Below are 18,966 nucleotides of genomic sequence, written 5' to 3'. Positions count from 1 at the left end.
TATTGATAAAATTATATTGAAAATCAGATGCGGACATTGGTTTTCCAAAACAAGCAATTAAAAACTTAGTAGTTTAATTAAAGATAAACGTCTCATAAGTGCTACTATGTTATAATAAATACATTGCCGTTTTTCATGGGAGGCTAAATATGATAGGAAAATTACTTTTAAATAGATATGAGTTATTAGAGAAAATTGGCGAAGGCGGTATGGGAACTGTCTATAAAGCAAAGTGCCACTTGTTAAATAGATTTGTCGCTGTAAAGATATTAAAAGCAGAGTTAAGTAATGATGAAGAGTTTGTTTTAAGATTTAAAAGGGAAGCTACTTCAATCGCAAGATTGTCACATCCAAATATCGTGAATATTCATGATGTTGGTGCAGAAAACCATATTAATTTTATAGTTATGGAATATATTAATGGAATAACATTAAAGCAATTAATAAATGAAAATGTTAGACTTACTTCGCAAAAGGCTTTAGATATCTCACTCCAAATAGCCAAAGCACTTCAATGTGCACATATTAACAATGTAATTCATAGAGATATAAAACCGGATAATATCATGATAACAGAAGATAATATAGTTAAGGTTATGGATTTTGGAATAGCTAAAGTTGCTGATTCAAGAACCATAACCAATTCTAGTAAAGTTATGGGTACCGTACACTATTTTTCTCCAGAACAAGCAAAAGGAAATTTTATAGATTGTAGAACAGACATATATTCCTTAGGTATTGTAATGTATGAAATGATTACTGGACAAGTACCTTATAATGCAGAAAGCTCTATTTCCATAGCTATAATGCATATTCATGAACCCGTTACTGCGCCCAAAGAAATCATTACAGATATTCCTGAAAACATAAACCAGGTAATTTTGAAGGCAATGCAAAAAGAGCCTTTTAAAAGATACCAAACGGCTAAGGACATGGCAGATATAATAAATGCAATTAAAGAAGATTCTAATTATGAAGTTAAGGTAAATAATGACCTAGATGATGCTACAAATATTATGGGTGCAACAATATTTCCTGATATAAAAGACAATTTCACAACGGTTATGAGTGGAGCATCCATCGCTGAAAAAGCAGCAAATAAAAAAGATAACGAAGTAATAACGGGGAATGAGAAGACCGTTAATAATAAAAAGGCAGTAATTATTATTGCCTCAATTATTTTAGTTGTGATTGCTTCCATTTTAGGTAAATTTATATCCAACGGGACTTCTATTAATACACCAGCTCCCATTGTCGAAACTACAGTTCCAAAAGCAAATGAAAAATTACAGTCAGATGAGATACAGCATGTTGATAAAAAACAACAGTCAGATGAACAACTATCCGTTGTTGAAAATAAATTTGTGCCCTCACTTATTGGAAGGACCCAAGATATTGCAAATCAGACTGTAGTTAATAATGGCTTTATGCTTGGCAATATTTCAAATGAATATAGTGATAGTATTGCTCAGGGTTTAGTTATTAGTCAATCACCTGAGGTAAATACATCCTATGAAAAAGATGGCAAAGTAGATTTAGTTATAAGCCAAGGAAAAAAAATTGAACAGGTTACTGTCCCACAATTAAATGGCAAAACCCTTGATGATGCTAAAGAAATTCTAGATAACATTCAATTAGAGCTTGGGGAGAAAACACCTATAAATATGGATGACAAAGCCCGTAAGGGCAATCATTCCAAAAATAACAATAAAAAAATATTCATGCAAAATGCCGAGGCCGGTACCCTTGTAGATATAGGAACAAAAATAAATGTTTCTTATTATGGAAGTAAAAAGGATTTATCTAAGTAAATCAAAGGATTAGCAATAAGGAATTTTATGTAAAATTCTCATTACTAATCCTTTTAAATTCCATTCTGAAATGTCATTAACTAACTAATCATTTTTATCATTATATACAAAGTTGCAAGGTTTTCCTTCACAATTTAAAACTTCTTCATCATCTTTGCCAGTATAAATTTTTTTATTGTCTACGTCAACTTCTGATTTGTCAATTTCAGATATATCATTCTCCGCTAATAATTTTTCAATATCTGTTGACATAGCTGACGGCTCAATTGTTGGTTCATATCTTCCGACTACATTGCCATCTCTACCAATAAGGAATTTTGTAAAATTCCATTTCACTGAATCCCCTTCTAGGAATTCAGGAAATCTTTTGTAGAGTATATCATTAAGTTTTTTTTCATTAGGCTTATTCAGATCAAAACCTCTGAAAGTTGCTTCCTCTGTCAAATATTTAAAAAGCGGAAGGGCATTTTCCCCTCTTACATCACCCTTCTCGAACAATTGAAAACTCACTCCATAATTAATTGTGCAGAAATTCTTTATTTCATTGCTTTCACCTGGTTCCTGCCCAGCAAATTGATTGCTTGGATAGCCTAGTATTTCAAAGTCCTTATCCTTGTACTGTTCATAAATCTTCTCCAAACCCTCATACTGTGGTGTAAATCCACACTTACTTGCTGTATTAACTATAACCAATACCTTTCCCCTATATTGTTCCAAAGATATTTCTTCACCATCGATTGTAATTGCTTTAAAATCATAAATTGACATTTGCTATCCCTCCATATTATATAAATTTATCCATATTAAAATGTTATCATTAACATTATAGTATTCCTATTTCAACAAATAATTCTCAACTTTTATTGGTTATAACGACAATTTTTTAATAAACACCAATAAATATTTCTTAATAATTATTATTGTTTGTATTGTATAAAGATATTATATCATAGAAATAAAATAAAGTACACTTAAAATTCATTTTGAAAGGAATCATGTAGATTGCAATATAAAATGTCCGAAATTTTGAAGAAAAATATAATGTTAAGTTGTAATGGTTTTCTGTTCCATCATATTGGCAGATAAACCGTTGAAAATCCTTCTTGGATAATTGTTGATCCAGTGCTGTATTTGCATAATTTGTTTTTTAGAGAATGCTGAAATATCCACACCTTTTGGGATAAATCGTCGTATCATTTTATTGATATTTTCGTTTGTGCCTCGCTCCCATGAACTATATGGGTGAGCATAATACACTTTAGTTCTCTTTCGTTTATTTCTTACTGAGTTCTCAATACCCTCGAAATCAAGGTTCTCACAGCCGTTATCACAGGTGATTGTTTTAAATGTTTTTGAGAATAACATTCCCATTTTACGCTCCAATTTGTCCAATTCTTTCACGACAGCCGCCTGTGATTTAGATGGTATTTTAAAGACTAACTCCTTACGAGTTACTCTTTCACTTAACACCATTAAGACAGTTTTTGTACCCTGTTTGCCAACTACAGTGTCCATTTCCCAATGGCCTATCTCATCACGTGCAGCTACCGCTGCAGGTCTCTCCGATATGCTAGTTCCTTTGGTATTGTTATACGCTGATCTTATTTTTTTATAGTTTCTCTTTTTAGCATTCTTTTTAACAGGCAGATCTTTGTTACTTATATTTAAAAACAAATTATTATCCAAATAGTTATACACAGTTTTGAAGCAAATAGTTGTTTCAAATTGTAGATCTTTATTTGTGATATTTTGAATAGCTGCATACGGAGATTCGCCATCTATACCAATAGCTTTTTCTAAGTACCTCACCAATTTGTGATCTTTTCCTATTTTTAATGCAGGACCTTTAGCGGCACCTTGTTTGTCATGCTCTGACTGCCCAATTTCTGCGCTATATTCCATTCGAGTGGTTAAGTCACTATTCAATAGTTCTACAATTCCTTTAGCAATTTCACGCCTTATTGTACGTTCTGAACGCCCACCTATTTGCTCCGCAATACGAGTTGAATTAAGTCCCATTTTGTGTAAAGCTTCTAACTTTATGCGTTCCTCGTATGTTATGTGTTTACCTTTTCTGCTCTGTGTGATAAAATCTAATTGACTCATTTGAAATCCTCCCGTATATGTTGGTTTAGTCACTTAACATTATACAAGAGTATTTCTCTTGAGTCTTTATTTTTTGTTACTCTTCGGTCATTTCATTATACAACTTACCTTTTGAAAGGAATCAATAAAGAATGTAACAGATAGAACTTAATTTTACCCGCTCAAAAAAATATAAATAGATTTGCAAAAGCAACCCTACTTATATTTCCGAATTTTTTATCTAAATGAAGTTTTTAATGCTTCTTTTAATATCCTCGTATTCTTTCTATAAGGAGTTACTGGACAAATAGTTTTATCTTTTACATCAAATAACGTGTATATCGCAATTCTTGCTGCGCGTACAGAATATTCTTCTGTAAATACCATATCTTCTGGAATTTCAACGAACTGGCTAATCATAGCGAAATTTGTTGAGCATTCTGGCACAACACTTGGACGATCAGTCATCTTCCGAGGCTGGAACTGAGCATCTACATACGGCATCATACATGGAATAACATTAATTATAGTGTCCATAATTTCCTCTTGCTTGTCTTCCATATGCATGTGGTGTAGAAGTTCTATTAGCATTTCCTCACCTGTACAATCACGCATTGATTTCTTTACAAAATCACCAACTTTATCAGTATATATGCTATAGCCCCAGAACATAGTTGTATCAATGGGCTGATTTTTAAAGTGTGGTTGAGCTGCAACAACTATGCTCATTAACCAATTAGAATCCTTAAATGTCATTAATGCGCCACTACCTGGAATATTAGTGGAGAATTTTTCAATTAGGTTTAACAATTTATTACCCTTACAAGTCACGGTAAAGCTTTCCCAATTAGTTTCATTTGCATGTCCAAAGAAGGGTTCTGGATTTCCAAGACCTCTTTTCTTTTTAGCTATTTTCGCCCAAAGTTCACCAGATATTGGTTTGCTTGGATTATATTCTGCAGGTGTGTACATATCACCAAGAGTTGCGCAGTCAGTCATGCATCCATTTGTCATAATGCAAACGTCTCTAGGGTTTAACTGAATAACCCTTTCAACTTCTTTTTCTTCTATATGCATAGCCGTTACTGTAATTTCATCTCCTGATTTGAAATCTAAATCAGTTACAGTTGCATTTATACTAAAATCAACTCCAAAGTTATCTAAGTAAGCTTTTAATGGAAGAATAACAGACTCATATTGATTGTACTGAGTACGTGTAACCCCCTCTAAAGTTTCAATACGAGAAAATTCAAAAATCATACGTTCCATGTAACGCTTAAACTCAAAAAGACTGGACCATTTTTGGAAAGCAAAGGTTGTTTGCCACATATACCAAAAATTAGTTTCAAAGAAATGTGGCGTATGACTAAACCATTCCTCAATAGTCTTATTATCTAATTTTTCTCCTGAAGTAATCATAAGTTTTCCAAGAGCCATACGATCGGAATTATTAAAGCCCATACTAGTCACATCTAGAATTACTCCATCTTTATCAATTAACCGTGCCTGTGCATGTGTTGGGTGTAAATGATCAAAATTAAGAATTTCTTCTTTAACGCTTTTACCCGGCATATCTAGGGATGGTATACCTGAAAACAATTCCCAAAAATTCTCATAGGTTTCTTCATTTAACATTCTACCGCCACGGCATACATAACCATTTATGGCATCTCCTGCACCATCGTTACTGCCTCCTAAGATTTTCATTCCTTCAATAATATGAATATTTTCTCCTTTAAAGTTACAATCTCGTACAAGATAAGCAGCACCAGCTAAGGAAGCTAACCCTCCACCAATAAAATAAACTTGTCTATCTTCATTATTTCTATTTTCTGATAAATCTATCGTTGTTTTAGAATTATTTTTAAACTTCTTTGCACTAATAGTTGCTACAGCAGCCGCACCAGCTATTGCACCTAACGTAAGTAATACGTTCATACCATTTTTGCTTGATTTTTTACTCATAAAATTTCCCTCCATTTTGTCCCGTTAATAATAAATATCTTATCTATTATTATAAACCTAGTAACGTTAATTGTATTTACACACTTTTGAGTGTTTGTCTAAAAAACACGTGAAATTTAATTTTCTATTATAGAACTATCTACAAAAAATCCATATTTATGGTGTATAATTACTATTAAAACTAGTTTTTGTAGGTGATTATTATGTCTGAATCAATAATAACAGAAAAGGCCCTTGCTTTATCCTTAAAACAATTAATGAAAACAGTTCCTTTGTCAAAGATTTCAATTCAAAACATTGCAGACAATTGTAGACTTAATAGACAAACATTTTATTATCATTTTAAAGATAAATTCGATCTTGTGAATTGGATTTATTACACTGAAGTTACAGAATGCATCGCTAACTGCAATCGTTATGAAAATTGGACTGATGGTATGTATAGAACCTTGTGCTACCTAATGAATAATAATTCCTTTTATATTAATGCGCTTAACACACCTGGTCAAAATGCTTTTAATGGATATTTCTTTGACTTTAGTTGCGAACTTATTATGGGGATTGTTAATGATGTATCCTTAGGCATGAATGTTCCTGATATGGACAAAAAGTTTATTGCTGATTTTTATACCCATGCTTTTGTAGGTATAATCGTTCAGTGGATTAAAACCGGCATGAAAGACTCACCTCAAATCATGGTAGAAAAGATGCGAAATGTGGTTGAAGGCAGCATGCTTGGTGCTTTATCTAGACATTAATGAGGACGGTTGTCCAATCTTCTTTTTATAGAAAAATGGACAACCGTCCCGTTAATTATCACCTTCGGTGCTATTTATCACCTTCGGTGCTATTTATCACCTTCGGTGCTATTCATCTTCTTCGAAGCTGAACTGTCATTAGCTTATTTCAATATCATAGATTTAAGTGCATTTATTTCTTTACTTAAGTTATCATCCTTCATCATTTCAAGGGCAGAATTAATTAGTACACGAACATCATGCTGTCCTTTATAAATAGGTGTAACTCTTTTATTTAGATTTAGGAATTTATAAACAGCAGTTTGTGCGCCTCTTACAGAATAATCCATAGTAAATACTACATCATCTTCTATTTCACAAAACTGTCCAAGTAATGCTAAATTAGTTGAACCTTCTGGAATAACTTGTGGTCTATCGCCCTTTTCTCTAGTTAAAAATTGTGCTGTTGTAAAAGGTAGTATACAAGGTATACAAATAGACGTTTTAAGAATCTTCTCCATATCCTCTTTAAAGTTTAGGTGATATAATACCTCAGTTAATATTTCCTCACCAGTACAATCCACCATCCTCTTCTTTATGAAATCACCTTTTGCATATGGGAACAAAGAATAACCCCAGAAAGTTTGTATGTTATCAGGTTGATTAAGAAAATGTGGTTGATTGTGTACAACTATTGTCATGAGCCATGCAGAATCTCTAAATGTCATATGAGCACCAGTTCCTGGTTGATTTCCTGAGAATTCTATTATTCTTTTATACATTGTTGGGTCTTTAAGAGTAACTGTGAAAGACTGCCACATTGATTCTTCAACACGTTCATCAAAGACTTGAGGTTTACCAAACTCAGGACGTCCCTTAGCAATTTTCTCCCAAAGATCCCATGCTCCACCTACACTTTTGTCGTTAATCTTTGCTGGTGTAGTCATTGAACCAAGGCTAGTACCCGCTGTTAAAGAACCGATAGTAGCAAATGCAAGGTCTCCCTCACCCACTTCTATTCTAGTTTCTTTCCCGTTTTTTTCACATTTGAATGCTGTAACCGTAGTTTCAGTATCTGATGGTTTAAATTCAAAATCAGTTACTCTGCAATCTAATTCAAAATTAACCCCTTGCGTCTCTAACCATTTTGTCATAGGTAATAACATTGAATCATATTGATTATATGGTGTACGACGTATTCCAGATAAATCACTTAGACGTGGTAATTCTTGAATAAATCTATGAAGATATCTCTTTAATTCTTTAGCACTGTGCCAAGTTTCAAATGCAAAGAGTGTAGTCCATTGAAGCCAGAAGTTTGATTTAAAAAATGGTTCTGGGAAACATTCTCTAATAGTTTTTGTTCCCAAAGAATCTTCAGAATTAATCATTATATCCATTAATGCCATTCTATCAGCGCGAACAAGTCCCAAAGCTGATACATCAGTTATTTTAGCATCATTATCTATTAATCTAGCTTTTGCATGGGTGTGAATTTTTTTATTAAAAGCATTAAATTCATCAAGTATTGAAACTTTAGGATCAGTTAATGAAGGAATGCTTTCCATTACTCCAAAAGTACAAGCATAAGCTTCCCTATCAAACATTCTTCCACCACGAATTACATAACCATTCTCAGCATCACCACTTCCATCCATGCTCCCACCTGTGATGTTTAATTCTTCATATATATGAATGTTTTTTCCTGGAACATGTCCATCTCTAATTAAAAATACCGCAGCAGAAAGTGATGCAAGTCCAGCACCAACCATATAAGCATTTGTTTTTTCTACATCAATAGTTTGATCAAAATTAAATCTCATTTTAAACCCCTCCATTTGAAAAATTATGCATAAGCCATAAGCCTAGGTCAATTTTGTATTTATCACGTTAACCAAGTGCAACACTTGCATGCACTTGGTTAACTTGCTATAGGTACAATATAAATTCAAACGAAAGGATTGTATATAATCAAATTTGTAAAACTGTCTAAAAAACATACATATGTCTTATAGTGTATAGTAAATAGAAATTAAAAATTAGTTTATTCTATAACTTTAATATTTAATAGTGGCATTGCAATTACTTCTTTATATTTTTTGGGAGCTCCACGTGCATATTTTAAATCCACATTATCACCAACCTTGAGCTTTAAAACTTCCTTTGCAACAGCCCTACCTGTGCTTGTATAATAAACTGTTTCTTTACTATCTTTACCGACAACTATAAAAACAATGTTTTCAATAGTTTCAATATTTTTTACAACGCCACTAAAAGTCTCTACCCCAGTAGTTTCAGGAAGTATAGTTTTAGGATTTTTATTCTTAGAATTTACACTACCATACATAAAAAAAATCCCTACTAAAACTAAACTTACAATAATCAAAGCATATTTAGATTTACATGACAAATCATTCACCTCTGCATTCATATTTCTTATTTTTCAAAATTCAGATTTTATTTCAACTAATATAGTTTATAAAATGCTAGCTAAAATCCAACTCTATGGAAGTTTCAAAATAATGATATTTCACTTTCAATCTTGATTCGTCGAAGGGGTTGTTAATAAGAACTATCTACCATATGGTATCCCCTCATTCTTTAGCAATATATCTAATTTATCAATCAATAAATCTATTTCTAATAATATTGTTATATCATTTACTGCTGAATACTTTAAAATATTATTAACGTTTATTCCCATATCTGTAGGCACTCTTAAATTATTATCTTTTATGATCTTAAGAATTTTTTTCTCACCTGGATGCGGCATTTCATTTATTGCAAATATAATATCAAAATAACTTGCAAACAATGCTGCTACTCTATGATTTACACTAATAAAATCATTTCTTTTTAAAGCCTTCTCTATTTGATAATAATATGAAGGCATTTGAAGCTTTAGTAGTGGATAGTTCTTTTTTATTATGTTTTTCTTTAATTCATAAGGATATCCTATCTCATATTTCTGTTTCAGCTTATTTAAATCACCATTTTTATCATACAGTATAATCGAATTTATGAAGTTAGCCCAAAAGCAAGTTGTATATCCTGCATCTGCTTCACATTTTACTAAGTTTCTATTTAATAAACCATCAATCCAATCTAAGTCTCTATATATAATTTCTACTGGGATATTACCTTCTTTTAGAAATCCATCATCTTCGGTTTCCCAAAAGGTATTATTTAGTTCCATGTAACTACAATATTTATCAGTAATTACCTTTCTCTTTAATATTGGTATTTCCTTAGATGTATAAATGTATATATCATAATCCGAATCTTTATCATTAGTTTTTGTTGCGTGTGATCCAGCTAATAAGATGCCCTCCACTTCTTCTATTTTTGAGAAAGCATTAACCAGTGACCTTACATTTGCATTAATATTCATAAAAAATTCACTCCTTTTCATTATTAAATTTGCGTATATATGTTTTAAATTTATTAACCGCTATTAATTAATTCTTTCACTTCCTTTTCTTTCTCAAAAAGAAGGCAACCACCCGCATGTTCTCCAATCAGCATTCCTGTTTCATTAAGTTTTGTAAATAGTGGCGACTTCAGAGCCTCTCTTAAAGTACATTCCTTTAAGTTTGTATCAGAATAAGGTGAGAAAGGACAGGGTTCTGCTGAACCATCTACATTAATGTGGAAGAAGCCTCTTCCAGCTGCAAGACATCCCCCTGAGTATTTCTCATCACCAGGAAAGGATAGAAAAATAGCATCTTCATAGTGCTTTCTAAGTTTGTGCTGCTCACATTCCAATTTTTTGCGCTCATTCTCAGTAGGTGCAAGCTTCCATGTTTCTTTTGTCACGGGCACGTATTCTACAAAAACTAATGCCCTACAGCCTTTATTGTATAGCTTGTCAAAAAAAGCTTTACTGGAGACAGTCATGAAATTTTCAGTTGTCACCGTAGCAGAAGCCCCAAACAAAATACCTTTTTCCTTAAGTTTGTCCATTACATTCATTAAAACTTCATAAGTTCCTTCCCCTCGCCTACCATCTGTCTGCTCCATATCTCCTTCAATGCTAAGTATAGGTACAAGATTTCTATTTTCATGTAATAGCTTTATATACTCTTCCTGGAGCATTACACCATTGGTGAATATAGGAAACATAATCTCTTTCACCTTTGCTGCTTTTTCTATAACATCTTTTCTCATTAAAGGTTCTCCACCTGCAAGCAGTATAAAAGAAATTCCAATCTCCCTAGCTTCCATAAAAATACTTTCCCATCTTTCGGTAGACAACTGTTGTTTTTGTACTCCTTCTCCACAGGAGTTAAATTCCCTTGCATAGCAACCTTTACAAAACAGGTTACATCTACTGGTTATGCTAGAAATCAAAAATGCAGGAACATTTTCTCCTTTTCTTTCAAATCTCCCTCTCTTCTTTTTTGCTTCCCTACTTGATAATACATATTTTAATACAAATGCTGTTTCTTTTGTATTTTTAAAGGATGCCTTTAATATCCCCCTTACAACATTTTCAATGCCATTATTCATATATTCAGATAAATTGAAATTACTATTCATTCCTTCATCTCCTACAGCTATAATTACTTTATATTTGTCTATCAAACTGTTTTACAAGCTTTATGTAATCATCATTTTCAAGTATTACGACACAAAATTCCTATTTAATTATACCATAATTACCTTAAATTGGTGTATCGAGTTCAATTGCAAACATCCCTTCTCAAACTTACTTGTCTTCTATTATGGCAAACTTTTGCCAAGCCTCTATGTAGCATAATAGAAACAACTCTTCTTTTATAATTCTTCCTACCACATTGGTTTTTCCTGAATTTTTCATGTCTTTTAGTGCAATTTGAAATTCTCCCGCATAGTTACCATAAAGTGATGTATCTATAAGTAAATCCCCTCTCTTTATATCTGGGGAATTAAATGGTATAAATTCATGACCCTTATATTTTGCTCTGCTTTGAGTAGACCTAATTAAATAGTCTGATACATCCCCTCTATTAAAGTGAAATTCTTCTAATACTATTTTCTTCTCAATTTCTGGAATGCTGTCTACAAGTATTGCATCAAAAGTTAGTTTTTCTTTGTTAATTTCACTTAAATCCTTAAGTTCTTTTTCAGAAGCAAAAGCATTAGCTACAATTACATCATCAATAAGTCCAGTTGCAAATAAATGCATTGCTTGTACTTTAGAAGGTAGATCCCTATGTGCTTCTAAAGTACATAGACCTTCATTTACTGGCCAAGGACCAAATGTAGCATACTTAGAAGACACAAACGCTGCTGTTCTTATTCCAAATTGTTTAAATTGTTTTGTACACTGTATAAAATGTTCATAATTCAAACCTGAATATCTATGTGCGTAGAAGTTATGACATCCTAAAAGTTTTTCTGTATTTGGTTTATAACTCATTATATTTTCAAGGTACTTGCCTCCGCTACTCATGTTTATTTCAATATTAAGTCCATAAGAGTTAAATGTCATAATTGATTCTTCAAGTCCGCTAAATCCAATATCAAGCCTTATTCCGTAAACGTGTAAATCATTAAGAAAAGATAAATCATCATAATTTATTCCCAATTCTCCAAAGACCCTAGGATTAACATCTGCAATTACTTCCATACCCAATTTATTTGCTTCAACTATAATATCTTTAAATCCTTTAACTATCTTGTCTTTATCACCTTCTATTGATAAAAGGCATGTGAATACTCTTTTAAAACCATATTTATGTGCAAGCTTTAAATATGCTATGTTTTCTTCTAAACTAGCATGGCTTGGATATATTGAAATCCCCAATTGTCTCATTATTTATCTCCTCTTTCCATAAGGAATTTTTCATTAATAAGCCTTTATTTTATTTATATTGCGGCAAGTATTTTTTATTAGCATCTATTATATCATCTAATACTTTTTTAGCTGCTGATGCTGATGTTACTAATGGATGAATAGCTAATGCCTGAAGTGCTGTCCCATAGTCTCCAGTTACTCCCGCTTCCACGGTAAGCTCTTCATAGGCCTTTACTAATTGAACTAACCCCCTTATCTTGACTGGCAGATGTCCTCCACTTATAGGGTATGCACCATTACCATTAACTATAACATTTCTTTCAATAACAACATTGTCTGGTAAATCTAATAATGTACCATTATTCATTACGTTTGCCACGTGCAAATCTCTCTTATCATTATAAATAGAGTTTATGATAGAACATGCAGCATCTGAATAATATGCTCCGCCTCTTTTTTCTAATTGAGGAGGCTTAATACTTAAATTAGGATCCTTATAAAGTTCAAAAAGTTCTTTTTCTATTTTTTTAACTTCCTCTCCTCTTGTTCTTCCATCTGCAGCTGCTATTGCGGCTTCCTCAAGCATTTTATCACTCATATAATAATACTTTAAATAATCTATTGGAAACATTCCTAAAGAACGTGCAAATTCCGGTTCAAATGATATCTCTGGAATATTCTTTAAACCTTGTTGTTTTCCTTTAATAGTCATTTCAATAAAGTCATTAGTAACATCTTTACCTTTAACAAATATTTTTCTTCCATATAATAAATGGTTTAATCCAACAAAATCTATATAAACATATTCCTTTGGTACATTAAACGTTTTCGCAACTTGAAATTCCATGTTAATGGGTCCATTGCATAGTCCTATGCACTTTATTTTTGTATATTTTAGCACGGCTTCAGTTATAATTCCTGATGGGTTTGTAAAATTTATCAGCCATGCCTCTGGTGCCAACTCTTCAATATCCTTACAAATATCCAAAATGACAGGGATAGTTCTTTGAGACTTTGCAAATCCACCAGCGCCTGTTGTTTCCTGACCTATAATTCCGTGCTTAAGTGGTATTCGCTCATCTCTAATTCGAGCATCTAAAAATCCAACTCTAAACTGTGTAGTAACAAAATCAGCATCTTTTATAGCCTCTCTTCTATCAAAAGTTAAATGGATTTTCATATCTATACCAGCTTTTTCTACCATCCTTATAGCTAGGGCTCCAACTATCTCAAGCTTTTCCCTACCCTCTTCAACATCAACTAAATATATATCCTTGATTGGAAGCTCCTCGTACCTTTTTATAAAACCCTCTATTAATTCTGGAGTATAGCTTGAACCACCACCTATCGTAGCAATTTTGAGTCCTCTTTTTGTCACAAAACCCATCTCCTAATTATTTATAGTTTCGCTTGTACATCTCAATCATTTCGCTTATTAAATCTTTTGCCAGCATTGCAGTCATTAAATGGTCTTCTGCATGTACTAGTAGAAGACTAATTTCTTGTTTTTCTCCTTTTGCCTCTTTTTGAATCATAGAATTTTGAATTTCATGTGTTTCAATTAACTCATCTTTGGCTTGTTTAATAAGCCCCTCAGCCTTAGAAAACTCACCTTCACGAGCCAAATATAAAGCTTCAAAACACATAGAACGTGCAATTCCTGCATGGCTAATTATTTTAAATATAATTTCTTCTAAGTTCATATTTCGCCTCCTGGTATTTCTCAATCTTTATTTAAAACCACTTATAATTACTATAAACTAAATGCTAATTCTAAAGTTTTTTTACCATCAAACCTGCCATAAACCTGTGGTGGAATATTAGCAAATTTTTTACCTTTAGGTTCAACTATACTTTTAACCCATATTTCTTTATACCTTACCTGTGGCCCAAGTAAAAATATATCATAATCATCTACAAATTCATCTAAATCTTCAACTGATCTAGCACTTATTTGAATATCATCCCTGTTAATTTTTTTTGTGTAATCCTCCATCTTTGTAACAAGAAGACTGGTTGACATACCTGCTGCACACATTAATATTATTTTCATCTTTTACCCTCCATTTTCTATAAATAAATTTTGTAAAAATTCTATAGCTTACACCATATGATTAAGATAGTTCTAGTTCCTGCAGTTTCTAAATATTACATATTAGCTATTTCAGTTACTTCAACAACATCCTCCTCTTTTTCATTTTTCAATTGCTGTTTTTCTGCTACTTTAAAGAATGGATAATAAATTATAACAGATATTCCTATTGATATAATTGACCAGACTGCAGCCTTCCAATCTCCACCTGTTACTAAGAATGGCCCAATTATTGGTGGCATCGTCCAAGGAACCAAAGCTATCGGTCTTCCAATTATATTAAAGTACATTAAGGAATAAGTAGAAATTGTTAATATCACGGGTGTTAATATAAATGGTATAAACATAAATGGGTTAAAAACTATCGGAAATCCGAAAGCCACCGGCTCGCTTATTTCAAATATTGATGATGGGAATGCCAATTTTCCAAATGCTTTATAAACTTTACTTTTTGAGGCTAATGATAGAAAGACAACTGCCATAACCGAACCAGTACCACCTATACATAAAAACATTGAATAAAAGCCTTCAGCAGTAATATATGGTATCGGTTGATGATGTGCATAAGCTTGAGTATTTGCGACTATATATTGAAGGAATATCGGTGTTGAAATACTTCCCATAACAACATCCCCATGTATCCCCACAGTCCAAAGAAGGCAAATGAATATTACTAATACCAAAATTCCTGGTAGTGTATTAAGTGCGAATACCAGCGGGCTGAATACAATTTCCAAAAATGATGTTATATCAAACCCTAAAACAACTCTTATTAACCATACTAATAATATAACTGCTCCACCTGGAATCAGAGATGCAAAAGAGTTTGCAATAGCCGGTGGCACTCCACTGGGCAATTTAACAACAAAATCATGCTTGACGAAGAACCTTAATATTTCAACAGCTATCAATGCAATTATTATTGCTGTAAATAATCCTGTTGCACCGAAATTTGTTATGTCGAGACCATAATCCTTTGTCATTTGAGTTAACATAAAACCAACTATAGATAATATGGAACCACTTATAGGATCTAACTTATAATCTTTAGCCAAATTATAACCTATACCAGCCGTTGCTAGTAAAGATAGAATACCAAATGTTGTATTAACTGGGGCATTTAACTTAGCTGCAAAATCACCTATAAAACTCGCCCACCATGGAAAAGGTAAATTGCCCACTATTAGAAATATACTACCTAATATTATGAAAGGAATTGTGACTGATAAACCATTTCGTATAGCCTTAAGATGTCTTTGCTCTCCAATCTTAATCATTGGTGGAACAAATTTTTCTTGAAAGAAAAACATAAATTTTTCCAATCCAATACCTCCTTTTAAATATTTCCTCTTACACTCTTTTATAGAGCAAGTATTGTGCCAAAACTATTTTATCTTTAGAATCCTTATATCTTAAGACTTATAGCAACATTTATTTATGTGTATCTATGTGTATTTATATTAATAATGAGTAAATACACATATGAGTATTATATTAAATACACAATTTTTGTTATATAAACAATCTCACTTTTAGAAACTCCTATATTAAATACTTCTTCTATAGGTTTTAAGCAACTTTTAATAATATTAATTTCCTTTATGTATTCATCATAGAATTTTTCATTGTTTTTAGTTGATATTAACTTTTCTCTCTTTAATATCCTTTCAACTAAACATGATATATGTAGTATAAGGCCCACTGAATTTTTTTCATCCAAAATTACTTGATTATTCAAAAGTCTTAGGTAGAATAGCTTAAAACTTTCTATAAGTTTGTTAGCATCAATGGATACATTTTCTTCAATTACTTGTTTCATGTTTTCAATAGTCTTAATTGTATCGATTGTTTCCCCTAAATACTCCAACCTTTCAGGTATAAAAATTTCATATGTGCTTAAATATAAAACACTATCATCCTCTGGCTTCACAGCCCCTATTATTCCAAGCAGGTTTCTCTCTTTCTTTATATTTTGTATATTCTTGTTAAAACTAATTTTATCATCAATATTTATAGGAATAACATCAATTCCCTTGCTTTGTAAGTTAAATTTTTGATCTAGTATATTTTTGATCTTAAGTGCTGCTCCTTGTCCAGTTAAACACGCTGTAATAATGACATCCTTCTTAATATTAGATTCAAATCTCAAAGAATCCTTATACATTTTCCCCATAAAAGGGCTTAAATTAATACAAGAATCGTACACCTCTTCAAGAGTAGAATATAAAAGTGTCTTTCTTGTTGCTTCTAAAACCATGGGGGTAGATACCATATCAATTGTTTTTACAGGTATACCTGTCTTTTCGTAAATCATATCTCCAAATAATACGAGTGACCCCATGTCAACCAAAAGTATCACTCCTTTTCCATTATGAGTAGTTTTTATAATATGAGTCAGATTTACTAATGCAGTCTCAGTCTTTTGATCCAGAGGCATATTGTATCCTACTGCATGATTTTCCCCAAGTAGCCTGTTAGTTACATCTGCAATAGAAGTCGCCGCAGATTCGCCATGCATAGCGACAACAATTCCTACTTTTCCCTCGATTTTTATTTCTTCTTTATCTATAATTAGAAACATAGTAATAAATGCAATCTCATCTTCAGGCACTAAAACATTAAATTTTTGTTCCATCTTCTCTTTTAATTCATTGGAAATTTTATATTCTAATGAATTATGTTTTTTTATTTCTTCAAGCTTATGATTTTTTATTTCTTTACCTCTATTTATTCTTTCTATTGAACATCCAACATGCATAGCCAGAGCATATAAAATCTTTTTGCTAAATTCTTTATCAAGTAACCTACTTGCATTTTCTAGGAACTCCTGCACAATATCTACCACCCGTTTATCCACAACCTTATATAACTCATCTAGGTTCTGTTTGGAAATATTAAATATATATCTTTTTAAGTACGTATCAATATCTACGCTCATAATAATTTTTATATCATTTTCATTTAAGCCTCTAGCTTCAAGCAGCTTTCTTTTTACCTCTAAAGTTTCATAAAAATTAAATACCTTTAAATTTTTTTCTTCCGTAACATTACTTTCATCGAGAGCGAATATTATTATATCTTTCTTTGCGTATTTTTCTAATTCATCTTTAAACTCTTTAGCCTTTAGCAATCCCCTAAGTACATACCTTGGCAAATCTTCACTATGCACACAAACCTCTTTATCCCTTTTCATCATCTTAGCAAGAAAAGCCTTGGCACAAGAGATTTTTATATCACTTTTGAGTTGTCCTACGTTATTACTGCAATCATATAATAACATCCCCTTTAATGCATTGGCAGTTATTGAAATATCACCTTTTATTGCAACTGCTTCTTCTTTAAACGACTGCTTTGCAATTTGAAACCTTTCATAAATCGTCCTCTCTTTAAGTGAAGGTAATGTAATAATCATAGGTATACGTCTTGTAAAAGTCCTCAGAAGGGAGGAATCTATGTTTTCGGTAGTGGCAGCTATAATTAATATATTGACTTTATGGTAAACTTCCGTTTCACCAAATCTTCTATATATTCCTTTGTCCATTAAATAGAAGAGCATTTCCTGCCCCTCAGGTGGAAGTCTATGTACTTCATCCAAGAAAAGAACCCCATCATTTGCTTTTTCAACAAGTCCTACTCTATCTCTATCCGCACCAGTATATGCCCCTTTTTTAACTCCAAATAGCTGAGACATCAATAATTGAGAGTTATTATAATAATCAGCACAGTTAAAAATTACAAATGGTGAATTACTCTTTAACTTACCGATTTCTTTTGCATATTTAAACATTAATTCTGCAAACATGGACTTACCCGTACCCGTTTCTCCAAGTATAAGAGTATGAAGGCCTTTAGGTGGATAAATTATTGCAGCTCTGGCCTGCTCAACAGCACTTTTGAGACTTAGTCCTGCCCCAACTATACTGTCAAAAATATCAACATTTGCTTTAATAGCCAATTTCTCATAATTATTCACTGTATATAAAACTGGCTTCCCTTTAATTTTCTCTATTCTTCCTTCTCTAATTAAAGCATTTAAATCACTGCAGGCATTAGTTCTTTGTATGTTTAATTTTTCAGCTATTTCAATAGCTGAAAATCCACTAGCTTTATCGTCACTTTCATAAATGCCTTTGCATAACGTATTAAATACTAATTCAATTCTTTTCATAGTCTCTCATTCCTCTAAATTCATGAAATCCTTTACATAATTACTACTAATGATTGCATATTCTCTTGCTTCTTTTAAATCTCCTTTCATAAAAACACCTCCGTATATGGTAAAATATTCTATATGCTACATTCTACATCAAGTAATATAATTCCTCTTTATGTATATGTAAATCTAATTAAAGCAAGGAAGTGTCAAATTTTTCAAAACATTATACTCTATTTACTGATTTTAAATCTTTAGCTACATTCATAATTAAACTTTCCTTTTGAAATGTCGTTAAAATATGAAATATAGTGAATTCCTTGAATAAATTGTATATAATAAGA

Annotated in this window: 14 protein-coding genes and 1 pseudogene; 2 read left to right on the top strand and 13 right to left on the bottom strand. The window is 32.0% G+C overall.

Annotated features, from left to right (window positions below; all coding sequences use genetic code 11):
* Positions 1-149: 149 nt before the first annotated feature.
* Positions 150-1,811, top strand: coding sequence for a Stk1 family PASTA domain-containing Ser/Thr kinase (pknB, locus tag ACWJKS_RS06305; protein ID WP_462960745.1), 1,662 nt, complete (start codon positions 150-152; stop codon positions 1,809-1,811).
* A 225-nt stretch (positions 1,812-2,036) separates the two neighbouring features.
* Here the strand turns inward: pknB and ACWJKS_RS06300 are convergent.
* The 3 genes and pseudogenes from ACWJKS_RS06300 to ACWJKS_RS06290 all read right to left on the bottom strand — a co-directional run.
* A pseudogene (locus tag ACWJKS_RS06300) lies at positions 2,037-2,579 on the bottom strand (glutathione peroxidase); the annotation flags it as partial.
* A 276-nt stretch (positions 2,580-2,855) separates the two neighbouring features.
* Positions 2,856-3,917, bottom strand: a complete 1,062-nt coding sequence (locus tag ACWJKS_RS06295) for an IS30 family transposase (protein WP_462959495.1) — start codon at positions 3,915-3,917, stop codon at positions 2,856-2,858.
* 216 nt (positions 3,918-4,133) lie between these two features.
* On the bottom strand, positions 4,134-5,861 hold the full coding sequence (locus tag ACWJKS_RS06290; RefSeq protein WP_462960744.1) for an oleate hydratase: 1,728 nt from the start codon (positions 5,859-5,861) through the stop codon (positions 4,134-4,136).
* Positions 5,862-6,064: 203 nt separating this feature from the next.
* Between ACWJKS_RS06290 and dhaS the strand changes: the two genes are divergently transcribed.
* Complete coding sequence (gene dhaS / locus ACWJKS_RS06285; protein WP_216302954.1) at positions 6,065-6,619, top strand: dihydroxyacetone kinase transcriptional activator DhaS; 555 nt, start codon at positions 6,065-6,067, stop codon at positions 6,617-6,619.
* Positions 6,620-6,762: 143 nt separating this feature from the next.
* On the opposite strand, the gene ACWJKS_RS06280 is transcribed toward dhaS, so the two are convergent.
* The 10 genes from ACWJKS_RS06280 to ACWJKS_RS06235 all read right to left on the bottom strand — a co-directional run bounded on the left by ACWJKS_RS06280 (position 6,763) and on the right by ACWJKS_RS06235 (position 18,637).
* Positions 6,763-8,421 carry an oleate hydratase gene (locus tag ACWJKS_RS06280; RefSeq protein WP_462960743.1) on the bottom strand — a complete coding sequence of 553 codons (1,659 nt, stop codon included), beginning with the start codon at positions 8,419-8,421 and terminating at the stop codon, positions 6,763-6,765.
* 221 nt (positions 8,422-8,642) lie between these two features.
* Entirely contained in the window at positions 8,643-9,008 is a 366-nt protein-coding gene (locus tag ACWJKS_RS06275; RefSeq protein ID WP_220287089.1) for a hypothetical protein, read from the bottom strand.
* Between the two features lie 162 nt (positions 9,009-9,170).
* Positions 9,171-9,989, bottom strand: coding sequence for a DUF4037 domain-containing protein (locus ACWJKS_RS06270; protein WP_462960742.1), 819 nt, complete (start codon positions 9,987-9,989; stop codon positions 9,171-9,173).
* A 53-nt stretch (positions 9,990-10,042) separates the two neighbouring features.
* On the bottom strand, positions 10,043-11,137 hold the full coding sequence (locus ACWJKS_RS06265; RefSeq protein ID WP_462960741.1) for a radical SAM protein: 1,095 nt from the start codon (positions 11,135-11,137) through the stop codon (positions 10,043-10,045).
* A 169-nt stretch (positions 11,138-11,306) separates the two neighbouring features.
* Entirely contained in the window at positions 11,307-12,395 is a 1,089-nt protein-coding gene (locus tag ACWJKS_RS06260) for a DUF871 domain-containing protein (RefSeq protein ID WP_462960740.1), read from the bottom strand.
* Between the two features lie 49 nt (positions 12,396-12,444).
* Positions 12,445-13,755 carry a 6-phospho-beta-glucosidase gene (locus tag ACWJKS_RS06255; protein ID WP_165413809.1) on the bottom strand — a complete coding sequence of 437 codons (1,311 nt, stop codon included), beginning with the start codon at positions 13,753-13,755 and terminating at the stop codon, positions 12,445-12,447.
* Positions 13,756-13,771: 16 nt separating this feature from the next.
* The gene (locus tag ACWJKS_RS06250; protein WP_165413808.1) at positions 13,772-14,080 is read right to left on the bottom strand and encodes a PTS lactose/cellobiose transporter subunit IIA; all 309 of its coding nucleotides are present in this window, start codon (positions 14,078-14,080) and stop codon (positions 13,772-13,774) included.
* A gap of 50 nt (positions 14,081-14,130) precedes the next feature.
* Positions 14,131-14,430 carry a PTS sugar transporter subunit IIB gene (locus ACWJKS_RS06245; RefSeq protein WP_165413807.1) on the bottom strand — a complete coding sequence of 100 codons (300 nt, stop codon included), beginning with the start codon at positions 14,428-14,430 and terminating at the stop codon, positions 14,131-14,133.
* 95 nt (positions 14,431-14,525) lie between these two features.
* Complete coding sequence (locus tag ACWJKS_RS06240) at positions 14,526-15,791, bottom strand: PTS sugar transporter subunit IIC (protein WP_462960739.1); 1,266 nt, start codon at positions 15,789-15,791, stop codon at positions 14,526-14,528.
* A gap of 167 nt (positions 15,792-15,958) precedes the next feature.
* Complete coding sequence (locus ACWJKS_RS06235; protein ID WP_462960738.1) at positions 15,959-18,637, bottom strand: sigma 54-interacting transcriptional regulator; 2,679 nt, start codon at positions 18,635-18,637, stop codon at positions 15,959-15,961.
* Positions 18,638-18,966 lie beyond the last annotated feature (329 nt).

The organism is Clostridium sp. CM038, assembly GCF_055081105.1.
This window is presented reverse-complemented; position numbering and strand designations above follow the sequence as displayed.